Here is an 18,373-nt window from a genome sequence, read left to right as displayed (position 1 = left end):
ATGGAAACCATCCTTCTCTTTGCCCCGCTGGCCGGCGCCCTTATCTGCGGCTTCGGCTGGAAATTCATCGGCGAGAAAGCCGCCACAGTCACGGCCACATCGCTGCTTTTCCTGGCGGCGCTGCTCAGCTGGATCACCTTCCTGTCGTTTGACGGGGTGACCGAAAACATCGAAATCTTCCGCTGGATCGAAAGCGGCTCGCTGTCGACCTCCTGGGCTATCCGGCTGGACCGGCTGACCGCGATCATGCTGATCGTAATCACCACGGTGTCGTCGCTCGTGCATCTGTACAGCTTCGGCTACATGTCGCATGACCCGCAGTGGAAAGACGGTGAAAGCTACAAGCCGCGCTTCTTTGCCTATCTGTCGTTTTTCACCTTTGCGATGCTGATGCTGGTGACCTCTGACAATCTGGTGCAGATGTTCTTTGGCTGGGAAGGCGTCGGCGTCGCCTCTTACCTGCTGATCGGCTTTTACTACCGCAAGCCCACCGCCAACGCGGCAGCGATGAAAGCGTTTATCGTCAACCGGGTCGGCGACTTCGGCTTTGCGCTAGGGATCTTCGGGCTGTTCTTCCTGACCGACAGCATCAACCTTGCGGACATCTTTGCCGCCGCCCCGGCGCTGGCGGAAACCCAAGTGTCGTTCCTGTGGAGCGAGTGGAATGCTGCCAACCTGATTGCTTTCCTGCTGTTTGTCGGCGCGATGGGCAAGTCGGCGCAGCTGATCCTGCACACTTGGCTGCCGGACGCGATGGAAGGCCCGACCCCGGTGTCGGCACTGATCCACGCGGCAACCATGGTGACCGCGGGCGTGTTCCTGGTCTGCCGGATGTCGCCGCTGATGGAGTTTGCGCCTGAAGCCACTGCATTCATCACCGTGATGGGCGCAGCCACGGCCTTCTTTGCGGCCACCGTCGGGCTGGTGCAGAACGACATCAAGCGGGTGATCGCCTATTCGACCTGCTCGCAGCTGGGCTATATGTTCGTGGCCGCTGGCGTCGGCATGTACTCCGCTGCCATGTTCCACCTGTTCACCCACGCCTTCTTCAAGGCGATGCTGTTCCTGGGCGCCGGTTCGGTGATCCACGCGATGCATCACGAGCAGGACATGCGCCACTATGGCAACCTGCGCAAAAAGATCCCGTGGACCTTCCGGGCGATGATGATCGGCACTCTGGCCATCACCGGTGTCGGCATCCCGCTTAGCGGCTGGATCGGCTTTGCCGGCTTTGTCTCAAAGGATGCGATTATCGAAAGCGCTTATGCGGGCGGCTCGATGTTCGGTTTCTGGGCGCTGGTGATTGCGGCCTTCATGACCTCTTTCTATTCCTGGCGCCTGATGTTCATGACCTTCTACGGCGAGGCACGCGGCGACAAACACACTCATGATCACGCCCATGAAAGCCCCTGGACCATGCTGGTGCCGCTGGGCGTGCTGGCGGTGGGTTCGGTTACCGCAGGCATGATCTGGTACAGCAGCTTCTTCGGCCACGCTGATCAGGTTGGCAAATTCTACGGCATTCCGGTTGCGGAAGCCGCAGCCGCGGCACATGGCGAAGACGCCAGCCACGGCGAGGACGCTGGACATGGGGACTCTGACGGCCACGGCGAAGAGGCTGCGCACGAAGAAGCCGCGGCTGAAGGCGCGCACCACTATGTGTTTGCCGGCAAGCCGGGTGAGGGCGGTATCTACATCGGCAAGGACAACCACATCCTGGAGGACGCCCACGCGGCCCCGAAATGGGTGAAGCTGTCCCCGTTCATGGCAATGGTTGCAGGTCTGGTCCTGGCGCTGTGGTTCTACATCTGGAACCCGTCGCTGCCGGCACGTCTGGCCGCACAGCAACGCCCGCTCTACCTGTTTCTGTTGAACAAGTGGTACTTTGACGAGATCTACAACGTGATCTTCGTCAAACCGGCCCTGGCCATTGGCCGCTTCCTGTGGAAACGCGGCGATGGGGGCACCATCGACGGCTTCCTCAATGGTCTGGCCATGGGCGTTGTGCCCTTCTTCACCCGCCTCGCCGGACGCGCACAGTCCGGGTACATCTTCACTTATGCCTTCTGGATGGTGCTGGGCATCGCAGCCCTGGTCACCTGGATGTCGATCGGCGGAGGAACGCACTGATGGACAATCTCCTTTCTATTGTCACCTTTATCCCGGCGCTGGCTGCAGGCATTCTGGCCTTGTTCCTGCGCGGCGAGGATAAGGCGGCGCAGCGCAACGCCAAGTATGTCGCGCTCTTTGCCACCACGATCACCTTCCTGGTGAGCCTTGGCATCTATTTCGAGTTCGACCCTGCCAACACCGGCTTTCAGTTTGTGGAAGACCGGGCCTGGATCCTGGGGCTGAAGTACAAGATGGGCGTCGACGGCATCTCGGTGTTGTTTGTGATGCTGACCACCTTCATCATGCCGCTGACCATTCTGGCCAGCTGGTCGGTCACGACCCGTGTGAAGGAATACATGATCGCCTTCCTGCTGCTGGAAACCCTGATGCTGGGTGTCTTCATGGCGCTGGACCTGGTGCTGTTCTACCTGTTCTTTGAGGCCGGCCTCATCCCGATGTTCCTGATCATAGGCATCTGGGGCGGCAAGGAGCGGATCTACGCCTCCTTCAAGTTCTTCCTCTACACCTTCTTCGGCTCGGTGCTGATGCTGGTGGCGATGGTGTTCATGTATGTGGATGCCGGCACCACCGATATCGAAACCCTGCTGACCCACAGCTTCTCGGCTGCGTCCTTTGATGTGCTGGGCATTCACGTCGTGGGCGGCGCCCAGACGCTGATGTTCCTGGCCTTCTTTGCCTCCTTTGCGGTGAAAATGCCGATGTGGCCGGTGCACACTTGGCTGCCGGACGCGCACGTGCAGGCACCGACTGCGGGCTCCGTGGTGCTGGCTGCGATCCTGCTGAAAATGGGTGGCTACGGCTTCCTCCGGTTCTCGCTGCCGATGTTCCCGGTGGGTGCGGATGTGATGACCGATATGGTCCTGTGGATGTCGGCCATCGCGGTGGTCTACACTTCACTGGTGGCACTGGTGCAGGAGGACATGAAAAAGCTGATCGCCTATTCGTCAGTCGCGCACATGGGCTTTGTCACAATGGGCATCTTTGCCGCCAACCAGCAGGGCATCGACGGCGCCATCTTCCAGATGCTGTCGCACGGCTTCATCTCTGCTGCGCTGTTCCTGTGCGTCGGCGTGATCTATGACCGGATGCACACCCGCGACATCGACGCCTATGGCGGCCTGGTGATCCGGATGCCGGCATACGCTTTGGTGTTTATGTTCTTCACCATGGGCAACGTCGGCCTGCCGGGCACCTCCGGCTTTGTCGGTGAATTCCTGACCCTGATGGGCGCCTTCCAAAAGAACACCTGGGTGACGGCCGTGGCCGCAACCGGGGTGATCTTCTCGGCCGGCTATGCGCTGTGGCTCTACCGCAGGGTGGTGTTCGGCGACATGATCAAGGGCAGCCTGGCCGGCATCCGTGACATGACCGCACGCGAGCGCTTTGTCTTTGCGCCGCTGGTGGTCATGACCCTGCTGCTGGGCGTCTATCCATCCCTGGTCACCGACATCATCGCGCCCTCGACCGAGGCGCTGATTGCAAACTTCAACCAGTCTCTGGCGGCTGCCGACATCTCGGCAGCCACCCGGATTGCTTCGCATTAAGGGAGCATCAGGCAGATGATCCAAGCTGATCTTACTGTAATCCTGCCAGAGATCGTTCTGGCGCTTTACGCGATGGGCGCGCTGCTTGGCGCGGTCTACACCACCAAGGACAAGCTGGCAGTGCCGCTGGTCTGGGCAACCGCCGCGCTGTTGGCGGCGGTAGCCTTCTGGATCGCGGCCAGCCCGGCCACCACCCAGACGGCCTTCAACGGCATGTTCATCAACGACGGCTTTGCCCGCTTTGCCAAGGTGGCGCTGCTGCTGGGCGCAGCGGCAGTGCTGCTGATCGGCCAGGACTATATGGCGCGCCGCGGCATGCTGCGGTTTGAATACCCGATCCTGGTGGCGCTCAGCGCTGTGGGGATGATGATGATGGTCTCCGCAGGCGACCTGATGTCCCTTTACATGGGGCTGGAGCTGCAGTCGCTGTCGCTTTATGTCGTCGCTGCAATGCGCCGCGACAGTGTGAAGTCGACCGAGGCGGGCCTCAAGTACTTCGTGCTGGGCGCGCTTTCTTCCGGCCTGCTGCTGTACGGTGCCTCGCTTGTCTACGGCTTTGCCGGCACCACCCAGTTTGCGGGCATCATCCAGGTTGCCGAACAGGGCCATATGTCCATCGGAATGCTGTTCGGGCTTGTCTTCATGATCTCGGGTCTGGCGTTCAAGGTCTCAGCCGTGCCTTTCCACATGTGGACCCCCGACGTCTACGAGGGCGCGCCGACCCCGGTCACCGCTTTCTTTGCCACCGCGCCCAAGGTTGCGGCGATGGGCCTGTTTGCCCGCGTCCTGCATGATGCCTTTGGCGGTGCAATCTCCGACTGGCAGCAGATCATCGTGGTGCTGTCGGTGCTGTCGATGTTCCTCGGCGCCATTGCCGCCATCGGCCAGCGCGACATCAAACGCCTGATGGCCTTCTCGTCGATTGCCCATATGGGCTATGCGATGATCGGTCTGGCAGCAGGCACCGAACAGGGCGTCACTGCGATGCTGGTGTATCTGGCGATCTACGTCACCATGAACATCGGTACATTCTCCTTTATCATGATGCTGGAGAAAGACGGCAAGCCCGTGACCGATATCATGGCGCTGAACCAGTTCGCCGCGCGCGAGCCGGGCAAGGCGCTGGCGGTGCTGATCCTGATGTTCTCGCTGGCCGGCGTGCCGCCGATGCTGGGCTTCTTTGCCAAGCTGGGCGTCTGGCAGGCGGGTGTTGATGCTGGGCTGATCGGGCTGGTCATTGCCTCTGCCGTGGCTTCGGTGATCGGTGCGTTTTACTACATCCGCATCGTCTTCTACATGTACTTCGGCACGGGCGATGACGATGTAGAAGCAAAGGGCTCGCCGATCCTGGGCGTGGCACTGATGGCCTCTGCAGCGCTGATGCTGGTGGGCGTGGTCTACCAGTTTGGCATCGACGGCGCCGCAGCTGCTGCCGCAGCAACGCTTGTAAATTGATCTGCTTTTCAGGCAGGCTGACAAGGCCCGGTCTTGTGACCGGGCCTTTCCGCATTTAAGGAGCGCGTATGAGCTGGCCAGCAGGATATGGAAAACGGGTGCTTGCCGAGGTCGACAGCACCCTGAACGAGGCCGCCCGCATCGCAGGCGAGCTGGCAGGCCCGGAGTGGATCCTGGCGCTGCGGCAGACCATGGGGCGGGGCCGCCGCGGGCGCGACTGGAAGGACCCCAAGGGCAATTTCGCCGCCACGCTGGTGATGCGGCCCCAAGGCGCGCCGGATCAGGCAGCGCTGCGCAGCTTTGTCGCGGCACTTGCGGTCTATGACGCCTGTGTTGCGGTTACCGGGCGCACCGAAGGCCTTTCGCTGAAATGGCCCAACGACGTGCTGCTGAAGGGCGGCAAGCTGGCGGGGATCCTGCTGGAAAGTGCCGGTAACGGGCAGGGGGTCACCCATCTGTTTGTCGGCATCGGTGTCAATCTGGTGGAAACTCCGATGAAGGAATGGCTGGAACCCGGTGCGGTCTGGCCGGTTTCGCTGTTGTCGGAAACCGGCGTTCAGGTCTCGCCTGAGGAGTTTCTGGATGCCGTGGCAGAGGCCTTTGCGCGCTATGAGCAGCAATTCAGCACCTATGGTTTTGAACCGATTCGCACCGCATGGCTGGCGCGCGCCGCCAAGCTGGGCGAAGTGATCACCGCCCGCACCGCCAGTTCCGAGACCGAAGGCACTTTTGAAACAGTGGACGCCGGCGGCAACCTTGTCCTAAACACTGCCAAGGGCCGCGTCAGCATTCCCGCGGCCGACATCTATTTCTAGGAAGGGGCAGCAATGCTTCTGGCAGTTGACTGCGGCAATACCAATACCGTCTTCTCGATCTACGACGGCGAAAAATTCGTTGGCATGTGGCGCACCGCCACCGACTGGCAGCGCACTGCCGACCAGTATTATGTCTGGCTGAACACGCTGATGCGGCTGCAGGGGATCGAGGCGGATATCACCGACATGATCATCTCCTCCACTGTGCCGCGGGTGGTGTTCAATCTGCGGGTTTTGGCGGACCGCTATTTCAGCACGCGCCCCTTGGTGGTGGGTAAGCCCGGCTGCCTGCTGCCCGTCGCGGTGCGGGTGGACGAAGGCACCGCCGTTGGCCCCGACCGGCTGGTCAACACGGTATCCGGCTTTGACCTTTATGGCGGCAATCTGATTGTGGTGGATTTTGGAACTGCAACAACCTTTGATGTAGTGGCCGAGGATGGCGCCTATGTCGGCGGGGTGATTGCGCCCGGCGTGAACCTGAGCCTGGAGGCCCTGCACCAAGCTGCCGCCGCCCTGCCGCATGTGGACATCACCAAACCCGAAAATGTCATCGGCACCAACACCGTCGCCTGTATGCAGTCCGGCGTGTTCTGGGGCTATGTCGGCCTCGTCCGCGAGATTTGCACCCAAATCAAGGCGGAACGCGGCGTGGCGATGAAAGTAATCTCGACAGGCGGGCTGGCGCCTTTGTTCCAGCAATCCGCTGATCTGTTCGACGCATTTGAGGATGACCTCACCATGCATGGCCTGCAGATCATTCATAAATACAACAAGGATAATGGTACTGACGCATGAGCAGTGAAAGATTGATCTATCTGCCCCTCGGCGGGGCGGGTGAAATTGGCATGAATGCCTATGTCTACGGCTACGGGCCGAAGAACAAGGAACGCCTGATCCTGGTCGACCTGGGCGTGACCTTCCCCGATATGGACACCACCCCCGGCGTTGATCTGATCATGCCGGACATGACCTGGCTGAAAGAGCGGGTAGACCGGCTGGAGGGGATTTTCGTCACCCACGGGCACGAGGACCACATCGGCGCCATCGCGCATATGTATTCCAGCCTGAATGTGCCGGTCTACGCCCGTGCTTTCACCGCCAATCTGGCGCGGCGCAAGATGGAGGAGGCGGGTCACGATCCGGCCAATGTGCACACGGTCGAAGCCTGGCCGGAAGTGACCAAGCTGGGTCCCTTCACCATTGGCGTCGCCCCGATGAGCCACTCAATCCCCGAAAGCGGCGCGCTGGTGATTGACAGCCCGGCAGGGCGGGTGGTGCATACTGGCGACTTCAAGCTGGATTCCAATCCGCTGGTCGGCGAACCGTTTGATCCGGAGATGTGGGCAGAGATCGCCAAGGACGGCATCCAGGCGCTGGTCTGTGATTCCACCAATGTGTTCTCCACCCATCCGGGCCGCTCGGAATCAGAGCTGCCGGATGAGATCACCCGGCTGATTTCCGAGGCCAAGGGCCTGGTTGCCGCCACCACATTTGCCTCCAACGTGGCCCGTGTGAAAACCCTGGCCGAAGCCGGGGTGCGGGCCGGGCGGTCCATTGTGCTGCTGGGCCGGGCGATGCGCCGGATGATCGAGGCGGCAACGGAAACCGGCGTTCTGACGGACTTCCCCAAGGTGATCAGCCCCGAAGACGCAAACAATGTGCCGCGCGACAATCTGATGCTGATCACAACCGGCAGCCAGGGCGAGCGCCGTGCGGCCTCCGCGCAGCTGGCGCGCGGCAAATACCGCGGGCTGGAGCTGAAGGAGGGCGACACCTTCCTGTTCTCCTCCAAGACCATCCCGGGCAATGAAAAGGGCGTGATCCGCATTATCAACCAGTTCTCTGAAATGGGTGTGGATGTGGTTGATGACAGCTCCGGCCTTTACCATGTGTCGGGGCACGCCAATGGGCCGGATCTGGAAACCATGCATACCCTGCTGAAGCCCAGAATGCTGGTGCCGATGCACGGCGAGCACCGCCATTTGCGCCAGCACGCCCGCCTGGGCGAGGCAAGGGGCATTGCCAGCGCGGTTGTGGTCAACGGTATGATGATGGACCTCAGCGGCGACGCGCCCAAGTCCGCCGGCTATGTCGATACCGGCCGCACCTATCTGGACGGTTCGGTCAAATACGGCGCAATGGACGGTGTTGTCCGCGACCGTATCCGCATGGCGCTGAACGGCCATGTTGTTGTGACAGTGCTGCTGGACGAGCAGGACGAACCGCTGGGCGAGCCCTGGTGCGACGTCAAGGGCCTGCCTGAGACCGGCAGTTCTAACGCCGCCCTGGTCGAGATAATGGAAGCGGATCTGAACCAGTTCCTGATGCGCGCCGGTGCCAAGACGCTGCGCGATGAGGAGAAGCTGGAACAGGAGCTGCGCCGTATTGCCCGCCAAAGCGCCCATAGCGAGATCGGCAAAAAACCCGAGGTGACGGTGGTCGTCAGCCGCATGCGCTGAGCCTGCGTGGGCAGGGCGGTTCTCCCGCCCGGCCCTAGCCGCATTAAAATGCAGCAGGCCCCGTTGGGCCGGGCGCCGCGCACCCTGACGGGTCCGCGGCGCTGCCGCAGAACAACAGTGCAAGAAACAACAACGCCGCGGCCTTCTTAGGCACGCGGCGTTGTCAATTCGGGTACTTGTCCGGCAGAGCCGCGAGACGTCTCAGCCGTGCAGCGGACGGGCGCAGCTGGGGCAGGAAACTACCTTGCGCGGGGCGCTGAACATAGCGCGGAACAGGCGGCGCATCACGTTGGCAAACGCCTCGGCGCGCAGCTCATGGGCGCGTGCTTCAATGGCCTGGAATTGTGCAATGGTCAGGGTGTTGGTGTCGGTGGTGTTCATGGCGAAGCCCATCTTCAATCGCGTTACAGTGTTGCCGAAGCAATACGCCTGTCTGCACGGATTGACGCCACCCAAGATCGAAGACCCGTTATGCTGCAAATGCAAAGGTCGTTATGCTGCAGTTGCGTGGTGGGTCGCCCTTCTGCAGCCGTAATCAAAAAAAAGGCCGCCCCGAGGAGGAGCGGCCTGCAAAAAATGTCTGGCGGTGCCGGTCAGCCGGCCCGGCGCTCTGCAAAGCTGAGGGCGATGAAGCTGGGCAGATGGTCGCCCATGCCGACCACGGATTTGTCGTCGCGTTTACCGTATTTACCGCGGCCCGAAGAGCGTTCGGGCTTCTGCTGCGCAGGCGTTTCGTCCTTGCGGGGGCTGCGGGGTGCCTCCTTGCGGGGCTCGCGGGCTTCCGCCTCCGGCTTGGCCGTGCGGGTGTCCGCTGCCGGCTTGGCGGCGCGCGCGGGTTTTTCCGCCTTGGGTTCCGGCTTCACCGGGTTGTCCAGACGCGGGATCTCTTTCTGAAGCAGCTTTTCCACCGCATCCAACGCCTTGTCATCGCGCGGAATACAGATGGTGATGGCCTTGCCCTCGCGGCCGGCGCGCCCTGTGCGGCCGATCCGGTGGACGTAGTCCTCGGCATGGCCGGGCACATCGAAATTGAACACATGGCTGACGCTGGGCACATCAAGGCCGCGCGCGGCCACATCGGACGCCACCAGGATGCGCAAGGCCCCTTCGCGGAAACCGTCCAAAGTTTTGGTCCGCTGGCTTTGATCCAGATCGCCATGGATCGGCGCTGCGTCATAACCATATTTCTTGAGCGATTTGGCGACGATATCCACATCCGTTTTACGGTTGCAGAAGATGATGCCATTGGTGAGCTTGTCACCCTCGCCATCAATCAGCGCGCGCAGTACCCGGCGTTTTTCCGTTGCTTCGCGGTCGCGGCGGGACGCTTTGAACTGCACGACGGTCTGTTCGATGGTTTCCGACGCAGTGGCCTGGCGGGCCACTTCAATTCGGGCCGGGCCTGACAGGAATGTGTTGGTGATCCGCTCGATCTCCGGCGCCATGGTGGCCGAAAAGAACAGCGTCTGGCGGGTGAACGGAGTCAGCGAGAAGATCCGCTCGATATCCGGGATAAAGCCCATGTCGAGCATCCGGTCGGCCTCGTCCACCACCATGATCTGCACGCCGGTGAGCAGCAGCTTGCCGCGCTCAAAATGGTCCAGCAGGCGGCCGGGGGTAGCGATCAGGACATCGACGCCTTTGTCAATCAACGCGTCCTGTTCCTTGAACGAAACCCCGCCGATCAGCAGTGCCTTGGTGAGCTTTACATGCTTGGCATAGGTGTCGAAGTTTTCCGCTACCTGGGCCGCCAGCTCGCGGGTGGGGCACAGGACCAGGCTGCGCGGCATCCGGGCGCGGGCGCGGCCGCGCGCCAGAAGGGTGATCATCGGCAGCGTGAAAGACGCAGTCTTGCCGGTGCCGGTCTGGGCGATTCCCAGAACGTCGCGTCCCTCCAGTGCGGATGGAATCGCCCCGGCCTGGATTGGAGTGGGGGTTTCATATCCAGCTTCCTCAACAGCTTTGAGGACCTTGGGATTAAGGTTCAGATCGGAGAATTTTGTCATATGTATCCGTCATTGCGGACACTGACCTGGCCCGCGCGTGTGTGTTGCAACCGGCTCCGCAAAGGTCATGCGGGATGGCAGCTGCCGGCTCGTGTGGCGGCATAGCAAAATCCCGCGTGATCGTCAATTATTGCCGGGTTTTGCTGTTCTTTTGTCCCGCCCATTTGCATCAGAGAGACAATTCAGCCGAATTCGGGAAAGTGTTTCCGCCGTTTTGTGTCCAAATCCAGTTTTCGGATCTTTAGCAGCCCCTCTGCCTGCAGGCGGTTCCGCAGGTCAGGGCTATCGGCGCAAACTTCGTCAAAAAAGACGCGCAGGCCGGCCTCTCCGTGATCCGTTTCAATCGTGCTGAGCAGCTCGTGCGCAGTGATTCCCCCGGTGTCCCGTGACCTGGAGGGGGCAAGCCCGGCCCGGTAAGAGCCTTTTTGCAGCCGGTACCGGTAATGACTGATCCAGCTTTGCCAGTCCGCGGCATGGAAATGGCACAGATCCATGCCGTCCAGTTCGGCTTGGCCGGGATTCATGCCGCCGTCCAGCAAAACATTGTGAATCCGAATCTCCAGGCCGTCGATGCCGGTGCGGGTAAACAGTTTGCCTTGGACATGGCTCAGAAAACCGCCTTTGAGATGCTTGCCGAACTGCGGGTACAGCCGCGCGGCACGGGCGTCCTGGTCAGCGACCGGGAGATATCCTTTGAAAGCCGTGCCGCCGCCGCCCGCCAGGGCTTCAACCGGGCGCACCCGGGCACAGCGGATGACAGGTGGCAGCGCCGCCAGCCGGGCGGCAACAGACCCTGCAGACCACAGGAACTCGTCCACGTCGCAGTGCAGCAGCCAGTCCACATCCCCGGCCTGGCGCTGGTAGGCGCGGCTGGCATTTGCGGATTGCCGCACCTGGTGCTTGACCGGCCGTCGGCCCATCCGCCGCCAGTAGGTCTCGTTGCACTCGGTGACCCGGATCTTCGGATGTGCTTTCAGATGCGGAAATGCGTCCGGGCAGGGGGCGTCCAGATACAGAAACAGTCTGTGCGCCCCGGCCTCAAGATAATGGGCCGCAAAGGTCAGGATATCGCCTGCGTGTGCCTTGATGGTGCTGACGACACCCCATTTGATCTGCTCACCGCTCATCAGAGGCGGGCCTGTTCTTATAGCGTTGGATCCGGGCGAAGATGCTGCGCGGATCATTCATGACCATCTGCAGCATGCGTGTTCCCAAAGGCCGAAGAACCGCGTCATTCTCGGCATAGCGCCACAGCCGGGCCAGCATGTTCTTGTCCAAATCCCCGTTTGGCAGCGAATAGGGCTCCAAGCCAAAGCCCAGATCATCCGGCTTTGAGCCGCCGCGGGTCCGGGGAAAGCCAACGCTGTTTTTCTGTCCGCTCTGACGGCGCTCACTGTCGTGAAGCTTGATCAGGTCGAACAGCAGCATCAACCCCTGTCCGCCCAAGCGCTGGTCCATGGTTTCTCCATGATCGGCAAATGTAGCCGCTGCCGATATCATCCAGCGCACTGGCAGTTCGCGGGCCAGCGCGCCGCCCTGTTCCGACCAGATCCGCAGAAACAACTGCTGCGCTTGCGGCGGGGCGGCGCGCCTGCGCAGTATGGCAATGCAAACTGCATGAAGCGCCCAAAGTTCAGACTGGCCAACAAACTCAGCGCGTATAATTGCCTGCTTGCGCAACGCATGCCTGCGGTTTTCCGGCATGCTGGTCATTTCAGGTGCGCAGGAGACCAACGCTGCCTTAAGTGCATTCAGATCAACGTCCGGGGGCGGCAGCACCGACAGCGGATCGTCGAAAGGCGCCTCGCGTGTCTCCAGCCGCCGCATCAGCGCAAAAAAACCGCCAGGGTAGTTCTGTTGCTCCAGGTCCATGACGGGTTTCAATGCGCTGTTTTTCTAAATGCGGCGTTTCTGTCAGACCATCATTTCCTTGGTCGCGGTCAGTTTCAAGTCCGGATAGTCGCGCACCACCCGGTCGATGTCCCATTGCAGCCGCGTCAGATACACAACATCGCCGTCGTGATCATGGGCGATGTGCTGCTTGTTGGCGTTGGTGAACTTGTCCACGGCTGCCCGCTCCCCGCTGACCCAGCGGGCCGAGGTGAACTGGCTGGCCTCAAACCGCACCGGCAGGCCGTATTCCATCTCGATTCTCGAGGCCAGAACCTCGAACTGCAACTGGCCGACAACGCCGACGATGAAGCCGGAGCCGATCGAGGGCTTGAACACTTTGGCAGCCCCTTCTTCGGCAAACTGCATCAGCGCCTTTTCCAGATGCTTGGCCTTCATCGGATCGCCCGCCCGCACACCTTGCAGCAGTTCCGGTGCAAACGACGGGATGCCGGTCACCCTGATCGCCTCGCCCTCGGTCAGCGTATCGCCAATACGCAGCTGGCCGTGGTTCGGTATGCCGATGATATCGCCGGCCCAGGCCTCTTCCGCCAGTTCGCGGTCCGAGGCCAGGAACAGCACCGGGTTGGAAATCGCCATCGGCTTTTTGGTGCGCACATGGGTCAGTTTCATGCCGCGTTTGAAATGCCCCGACGCCATGCGGACAAAAGCCACCCGGTCGCGGTGCTTGGGGTCCATATTGGCCTGCACCTTGAACACGAAACCCGCGACCTTTTTTTCTTCCGGCGCCACCTGGCGGGGTTGGGCGGATTGCGGCTGCGGTTCGGGGCCATAGGCGCCGATACCGTCCATCAGCTCCTTCACACCGAACGAGTTGATCGCCGAGCCGAACCAGATCGGGGTCATATGCCCCTCCAGCACCGATTGAGGGTCTAGCGCGGGCAGCAGTTCGCGGGCCATCTCGACCTCTTCCAACAGCTGTTCCAGCAGGTGTTCCGGTACATGTTCAGCCAGCCTTGGGTCATCCAAGCCGTTGATTTCAATGCTTTCTGCAACCTTGTTGCGGTCGGCGCGGTCCATCAGCTCCAGCCGGTCGCGCAGCATGTCATAACAGCCGATGAATTCGCGGCCGACGCCGATCGGCCAGCTGGCAGGTGTCACGTCAATTGCCAGATTCTGCTGGATCTCATCGATGATCTCAAAGGTGTCCCGGCTTTCCCGGTCCATTTTGTTACAGAAGGTCAGGATCGGCAGGTCGCGCAGGCGGCAGACTTCAAACAGTTTCTGGGTCTGACTTTCCACGCCCTTGGCGCCGTCGATCACCATCACTGCCGCATCCACCGCCGTCAGCGTGCGGTAAGTATCCTCGGAGAAGTCCGAGTGGCCGGGCGTATCCACCAGGTTAAAGCGGAAGCCGCTGAAATCAAAGGACATCGCCGAGGCAGAGACCGAGATTCCGCGGTCTTTTTCCATCTGCATGAAGTCCGAACGCGTGCGCCGCGCCTCACCCTTGGCGCGCACCTGGCCGGCCATCTGAATCGCACCGCCGTACAGCAGGAACTTTTCAGTCAGCGTGGTCTTGCCGGCGTCCGGGTGCGAAATGATCGCAAAGGTCCGGCGCCGAGCAATTTCGGGCGGCAGTTCGGGGTGGTTCGAAGCGGTGTCCAACATGGGGGTGGCTGTATCCAGAATCCGCAAGCGTGGCAAGGAAAACAGGGGCCGCCGCAGGGCAAGCTGCCGGCCATCAGGGGGCAACGAACAGATCCAAATTCCGGTTTGCCTATGTTTCGCTAACGAATATCTTGTAAGTCTATTTGAATGAATGCGGGCAACCGGATTTGAAAACTATGCCACTGCAGGAATAACTCGTGCAACAAGATGAATTTTCCGATCATTTTGAAGTTTTGGACTCAGTCGAAATTGCAGTGATCGTCCTGAAAGTGGGGGGCGACGGCCTGCCGCGCTATGTGGCAATGAATACAAAGGCGCGGGAATTCACCAAGCTCGGATTTGACGATTTCGCCGGCAAAACCGCGCTTGAGCTTTATGGCGGGGCGACTGGCCGCCGCGCCTTGAACCACCACCTTGACGTCATAGCTGCAGGCAGGGAAGCCACCTACGACATCGTCCTTCCGGCTGTTCAGAAAACAAAATACCTCAGCACGACGCTGCGGCCTGTCTTCAATGATAACGGCAGGCTGGTTTACCTCGTCGGCTCCTCCACCGATATCACGTCTGAGCGTGAGCGGGACGAGGCGTTGGAACTCACCCGGCTGGCCCTGGACAAGGCGGAGGAGGCAAGCCAGGCAAAAGAGCGGTTTCTGGCCAACATGAGCCACGAAATCAGAACCCCGATGAACGGCATACTCGGGATGTGTGAATTGCTGAAAGAAACAGAACTTGATGACCAGCAGGCTTTGTTTGCGGACACAATTTTCAATTCGGCCACCGCCTTGCTGAGCGTGATCAACGATGTTCTGGATTTTTCCAAAATTCAGGCTGACAAAATCTCATTGCGGGATGCTCCCTTTTCCCTGTTGGACCTTGTCCAGGATGTGGGGACCCTGCTGTGGGCAAAGGCGGCGTACAAGGGGCTCGATCTTCGCACCGATTATCCCGCTGACGCCCCGCGGGCTTTTATCGGGGACGCCAGCAAGATCCGGCAAATCCTGATGAACCTGCTGGGTAATGCGATCAAATTCACCGGCACCGGCCATGTCACTGCCAGTGTTTCCTATGACCCCGGCGCTGCGAAACTGCCGCTGCGCATCTCTGTAAGCGACACCGGCCCGGGGATCGACCAATCGCAGATTGAACAGATTTTTTCTGCGTTCGAACAGGTCAACCGCCAGACCACAAGGGTGGTGGAGGGCACCGGCCTGGGACTGGCGATCACCCGGGCGCTGGTTGAGCGGATGGGCGGCAGGATCGACGTGGCATCGGTACCGGGGCAGGGGGCGGTCTTTACGGTCCATCTGGACTTAGGGCAAGCAGATGCAGAGGATGGTGCCGCCAGCCCGGAAGGCGGCGTTTCCTGCGTTCAGGATCAAAGGCTGGCGTTAAATACTCAGGCGGCAAACACCCCGTCAGAGCTGCCGGCAGAGGCGTTGAAGGGGATGAAGATCCTTGTCGCCGAAGACAACAGGACCAACCAGCTGGTGGTCAGGAAGATGTTGAAACCTACTGGCGCAGACCTGCAGTTTGCGGCCAACGGGCAGCTTGCCTTTGAGGCATATATCTCTGCCGGCTGCGACCTGATCCTGATGGATCTGTCGATGCCGGTTCTGGGCGGGCTCGAGGCCACTCGGAAAATCCGGCAGTATGAGCAGGACGCCGCGCTGCCGGAATGCCCGATCATTGCGCTGACAGCCAATGCGCAGCCTAGCGACGTGGAGGCTTGCATGGCCGTGGGGATGAACGATTTTCTGTCCAAACCCTTCCGCAAGGCTGAGCTTTTGGCGCGTATCCTGCGGTAGACGGGGGCAATTGCGCAAAGTACCTGCAGCAGGTTTCCCGGACCGGGGCTTGCCGGCCCGGTCTACTACACCAACGCAATCCCGCGCATCTCAAGCGCGGCACACCTGTGTGTCCGCATCCAGGATCATTAAGGATATGCCGCGCGCCCGCAGCTCGCTGTGGCCGTATCAACAGCCGCTGCAGGCAGTGACGGGAAGGATAGGCCCAGAGACCGGGCGCCCGCTTCAGATGTTCAGCTGTTTTGCCCTGCGGCCGGTGTGTGCGGATTATGCGCTGCAGTAGATAGGAGGTGTGCAGATATCCCACAAATCCTGCAACGCGCCCAATACCTTCCGCGTGCCGGCTGAAGAGATCGGCTTCACAATGTAGCCACTCACATTCCGGGCGTAGGCCCGGGATATGTCTTTCGGATTTTCGGACGTCGTAAACATGAAAACGATGTTGCTGGAAATATCTTCCTTTGCCCTCAGGGCGTCCAGGAATTCATGCCCGTTCATGCGCGGCATGTTGATGTCCAGCAGAATGAAAAAGGGGTGCGGAACGTCCTGCAGCTTGTCGGTGGTCAGGATTTCCAGCGCTTCCAGCCCATCGCATGCCCGGACAATTTGTGCAGCAGGGGAGAGTTTCTTCAGAGTGCGCTCCAGAATAAGCGCATCCAGGTCATTGTCCTCGACCAAAAGGATATTCATTTCGTGCTCTCCACGTCAGGCGGCTTTCTCTTGGTTTGCAGAGGAGTGTGCAGCCCCTTTGTTCGGCCAGCTAAACCTGAAATCAGCGCCGTGTCCAACCTCGGATTTCAACTCAACCCCAAACCCATGCTGTTCGACCGTTTTTTTCACAATAGCCAAGCCAATGCCAGTGCTTTCGGGTTGGTTCGGGCGCCGCAGAGTTTGAAAGACTTCGAAAATTTTAGTATGGAATTCCGGCGCAATACCGTCGCCATCGTCCCTCACAGATATGTCATACCGGTCGCCTGCGTCCACAATGCTGACGGATATCTTGGCGGTGTCCGGCGCAGGATGGTACTTGACCGCATTGCCAACAAGGTTTTCCAGGACACGGCGGAAGTTGAAGGTATCCGTGGCAATGGTTTCCACGTTTCCCAGCCGCTCAAGCTGGCCATCGGAAAGGCTGAAATCCGATTTCAGTGTTTCAATCACCTCGCCAAGGTTGAGTATCTGTTCAGCTTCCTCATGTTTTCCAATACGCGAAAATTCCATCACACCTTGGGTCAGATCGTTCATCCGGCCCACCCGTTCAGTGATCCGCGCCAGGTTGGCAGCAACCTCGGGGTCTGCATCTGCGGATTGAAAATAGTCTTCCAGATCTTCCAGGATCATCTCGGTAAGCGTGCTTATGCCGCGAACGGGCGTCTTTAAGTCATGTGAGGTGATGTAGACAAACTGTTCCAGTTCCGCGTTGGCCTTGGCCAGCTTCGCGGTCTCCTGCTGCAGATCGGCCGTAACCCTTTCCGCATAAGCCTGGGCGCGCTGGTTTGACCGGCTCATGAAAAACAACAGCGAAATGACCAAGGCTTCGATCACCAGGCCGGCAATCAGTATTAAAGTCGGCTGAGAATAGGAGTTTGCCTGGCGGAACCCAAGATTGGTGCGGATATCAATGGTCCATTTTCTGCCGTATATTTCCAGCAGCACCTTCTCTGCAAACTTGGGAGTGGGATCAAACTGGGGATCTGCCGGGTCATGTTCATTATAGATCCGCTCTCCTTGGTCGCTGATACTGAACCGCACATTCCTCAGCTCCTTGGACAGCAGGCCGGCCATCAGTTTCCGGACCACGAACGGCGCGTAGACCATGCCGTCAAAGCGCTGCTCGCGCTCTGATTGGCTGTCAGCGTCTCCTCCGGAATAAAAGGGGGCGTAAAACAGGAAACCAGGCGTGCTGCTTTCGTCCTGAACAAGTACAATGGGGCCGGTAATCCTGGCTTCGCCACTTGAGCGGCTGTCCAATGCGGCATTCCGCCGGTTGAGTTCGTGGGCAACGTCCAGTCCCACGGCCGCTGCATTCAGATCCTCTGGCTCAATGAACGAGATCGGCAAGTGAATGCTGTTGCCATGCGCGGGATAGACTGAAAAATCCGGCCGTTCCGTCCGCCGGGTCCGCAGGTAGCTGTCAAATTGGGACGGGTCTACATGGTGAATGACGCCGATCCCGTTGATCCCCGGGTACCTTTCGTCAACCCGCAGGGAATGCGCGAAGATTTTCCACTGCTCATAGCTCATGTCGCCATCATTGGATTGGATGGCTGATACACCGGCCCATAGGGCTTCTTCGTATTTCTCCATGCGGGCTGCAATCAAGCCGACGGCCTGATCGCGGGCTGCATTAAAGGCATTTTCGACACGGTTTTGCGTCTGCGTTTCGGCGTAAAGCCAGGCGCCGATGGTCATCATCAGCGACAGGCCAATGACCAGTGCATGGATCAGCGAGAGGTGACTGTTCCTGAAGAATAAGCGCCATTTCTGAATAGGGGAAAACGTCTTCATCGGTGTGCTCACAGCCCGCTATGCGTCCAGCGCATTCTATCTTTGCAGTCCTTAATGAACAATAAATTCTCATCTGGGTTGTGGTTCGTTTGTCCGTGCAGCCCAATCCGGGATTATGTTGCCCGG

14 protein-coding genes are annotated in these 18,373 nt (G+C 60.0%); 7 read left to right on the top strand and 7 right to left on the bottom strand.

The window, feature by feature from the left end:
- The 6 genes from nuoL to L1069_RS04170 all read left to right on the top strand — a co-directional run bounded on the left by nuoL (position 1) and on the right by L1069_RS04170 (position 8,406).
- Positions 1-2,130 carry an NADH-quinone oxidoreductase subunit L gene (gene nuoL, locus L1069_RS04195; RefSeq protein ID WP_237454880.1) on the top strand — a complete coding sequence of 710 codons (2,130 nt, stop codon included), beginning with the start codon at positions 1-3 and terminating at the stop codon, positions 2,128-2,130.
- Positions 2,130-3,677: an NADH-quinone oxidoreductase subunit M gene (locus tag L1069_RS04190; RefSeq protein ID WP_134829543.1), complete on the top strand. Its 1,548-nt coding sequence runs from the start codon at positions 2,130-2,132 to the stop codon at positions 3,675-3,677. The genes nuoL and L1069_RS04190 overlap by 1 nt, the downstream gene beginning before the upstream one ends.
- 15 nt (positions 3,678-3,692) lie before the next feature.
- Positions 3,693-5,132, top strand: coding sequence for an NADH-quinone oxidoreductase subunit NuoN (gene nuoN / locus L1069_RS04185; RefSeq protein WP_129371385.1), 1,440 nt, complete (start codon positions 3,693-3,695; stop codon positions 5,130-5,132).
- Between the two features lie 68 nt (positions 5,133-5,200).
- Positions 5,201-5,947 carry a biotin--[acetyl-CoA-carboxylase] ligase gene (locus tag L1069_RS04180; RefSeq protein WP_134829544.1) on the top strand — a complete coding sequence of 249 codons (747 nt, stop codon included), beginning with the start codon at positions 5,201-5,203 and terminating at the stop codon, positions 5,945-5,947.
- Between the two features lie 12 nt (positions 5,948-5,959).
- Positions 5,960-6,742 (top strand): type III pantothenate kinase, encoded by a 783-nt coding sequence (locus L1069_RS04175; RefSeq protein ID WP_129371383.1) that lies wholly within the window; start codon positions 5,960-5,962, stop codon positions 6,740-6,742.
- Complete coding sequence (locus L1069_RS04170; RefSeq protein ID WP_237454879.1) at positions 6,739-8,406, top strand: ribonuclease J; 1,668 nt, start codon at positions 6,739-6,741, stop codon at positions 8,404-8,406. Before L1069_RS04175 ends, L1069_RS04170 begins: the two co-directional genes overlap by 4 nt.
- 201 nt (positions 8,407-8,607) lie before the next feature.
- Here the strand turns inward: L1069_RS04170 and L1069_RS04165 are convergent, their stop codons facing one another.
- The 5 genes from L1069_RS04165 to L1069_RS04145 all read right to left on the bottom strand — a co-directional run bounded on the left by L1069_RS04165 (position 8,608) and on the right by L1069_RS04145 (position 13,934).
- On the bottom strand, positions 8,608-8,787 hold the full coding sequence (locus L1069_RS04165) for a hypothetical protein (RefSeq protein ID WP_129371381.1): 180 nt from the start codon (positions 8,785-8,787) through the stop codon (positions 8,608-8,610).
- Between the two features lie 212 nt (positions 8,788-8,999).
- Positions 9,000-10,412 (bottom strand): DEAD/DEAH box helicase, encoded by a 1,413-nt coding sequence (locus tag L1069_RS04160; RefSeq protein ID WP_237454878.1) that lies wholly within the window; start codon positions 10,410-10,412, stop codon positions 9,000-9,002.
- Positions 10,413-10,594: 182 nt separating this feature from the next.
- Positions 10,595-11,539, bottom strand: coding sequence for a glycosyltransferase family 2 protein (locus L1069_RS04155; RefSeq protein ID WP_237454877.1), 945 nt, complete (start codon positions 11,537-11,539; stop codon positions 10,595-10,597).
- On the bottom strand, positions 11,529-12,284 hold the full coding sequence (locus L1069_RS04150; protein ID WP_237454876.1) for a hypothetical protein: 756 nt from the start codon (positions 12,282-12,284) through the stop codon (positions 11,529-11,531). The genes L1069_RS04155 and L1069_RS04150 overlap by 11 nt, the downstream gene beginning before the upstream one ends.
- Before the next feature lie 42 nt (positions 12,285-12,326).
- Positions 12,327-13,934, bottom strand: coding sequence for a peptide chain release factor 3 (locus L1069_RS04145; protein WP_237454875.1), 1,608 nt, complete (start codon positions 13,932-13,934; stop codon positions 12,327-12,329).
- A gap of 197 nt (positions 13,935-14,131) precedes the next feature.
- Between L1069_RS04145 and L1069_RS04140 the strand changes: the two genes are divergently transcribed.
- Positions 14,132-15,739, top strand: a complete 1,608-nt coding sequence (locus tag L1069_RS04140) for an ATP-binding protein (protein ID WP_237454874.1) — start codon at positions 14,132-14,134, stop codon at positions 15,737-15,739.
- Positions 15,740-16,006: 267 nt separating this feature from the next.
- Here L1069_RS04140 and L1069_RS04135 read toward each other — a convergent pair whose 3' ends face one another.
- Positions 16,007-16,417 (bottom strand): response regulator, encoded by a 411-nt coding sequence (locus tag L1069_RS04135; RefSeq protein WP_237454873.1) that lies wholly within the window; start codon positions 16,415-16,417, stop codon positions 16,007-16,009.
- A 27-nt stretch (positions 16,418-16,444) separates the two neighbouring features.
- Positions 16,445-18,247: a CHASE domain-containing protein gene (locus L1069_RS04130; protein WP_237454872.1), complete on the bottom strand. Its 1,803-nt coding sequence runs from the start codon at positions 18,245-18,247 to the stop codon at positions 16,445-16,447.
- Positions 18,248-18,373: the final 126 nt, after the last annotated feature.

It is taken from the genome of Leisingera sp. MMG026 (assembly GCF_021654205.1).
GTDB lineage: Bacteria > Pseudomonadota > Alphaproteobacteria > Rhodobacterales > Rhodobacteraceae > Leisingera.
This window is presented reverse-complemented; position numbering and strand designations above follow the sequence as displayed.

Coding starts and splice junctions, on each gene's coding strand:
- nuoL (WP_237454880.1), top strand. CDS start 1: ATGGAAACCATCCTTCTCTTTGCCCCGCTGGCCGGCGCCCTTATCTGC.
- L1069_RS04190 (WP_134829543.1), top strand. CDS start 2,130: ATGGACAATCTCCTTTCTATTGTCACCTTTATCCCGGCGCTGGCTGCA.
- nuoN (WP_129371385.1), top strand. CDS start 3,693: ATGATCCAAGCTGATCTTACTGTAATCCTGCCAGAGATCGTTCTGGCG.
- L1069_RS04180 (WP_134829544.1), top strand. CDS start 5,201: ATGAGCTGGCCAGCAGGATATGGAAAACGGGTGCTTGCCGAGGTCGAC.
- L1069_RS04175 (WP_129371383.1), top strand. CDS start 5,960: ATGCTTCTGGCAGTTGACTGCGGCAATACCAATACCGTCTTCTCGATC.
- L1069_RS04170 (WP_237454879.1), top strand. CDS start 6,739: ATGAGCAGTGAAAGATTGATCTATCTGCCCCTCGGCGGGGCGGGTGAA.
- L1069_RS04165 (WP_129371381.1), bottom strand. CDS start 8,787: ATGAACACCACCGACACCAACACCCTGACCATTGCACAATTCCAGGCC.
- L1069_RS04160 (WP_237454878.1), bottom strand. CDS start 10,412: ATGACAAAATTCTCCGATCTGAACCTTAATCCCAAGGTCCTCAAAGCT.
- L1069_RS04155 (WP_237454877.1), bottom strand. CDS start 11,539: ATGAGCGGTGAGCAGATCAAATGGGGTGTCGTCAGCACCATCAAGGCA.
- L1069_RS04150 (WP_237454876.1), bottom strand. CDS start 12,284: ATGGACCTGGAGCAACAGAACTACCCTGGCGGTTTTTTTGCGCTGATG.
- L1069_RS04145 (WP_237454875.1), bottom strand. CDS start 13,934: ATGTTGGACACCGCTTCGAACCACCCCGAACTGCCGCCCGAAATTGCT.
- L1069_RS04130 (WP_237454872.1), bottom strand. CDS start 18,247: ATGAAGACGTTTTCCCCTATTCAGAAATGGCGCTTATTCTTCAGGAAC.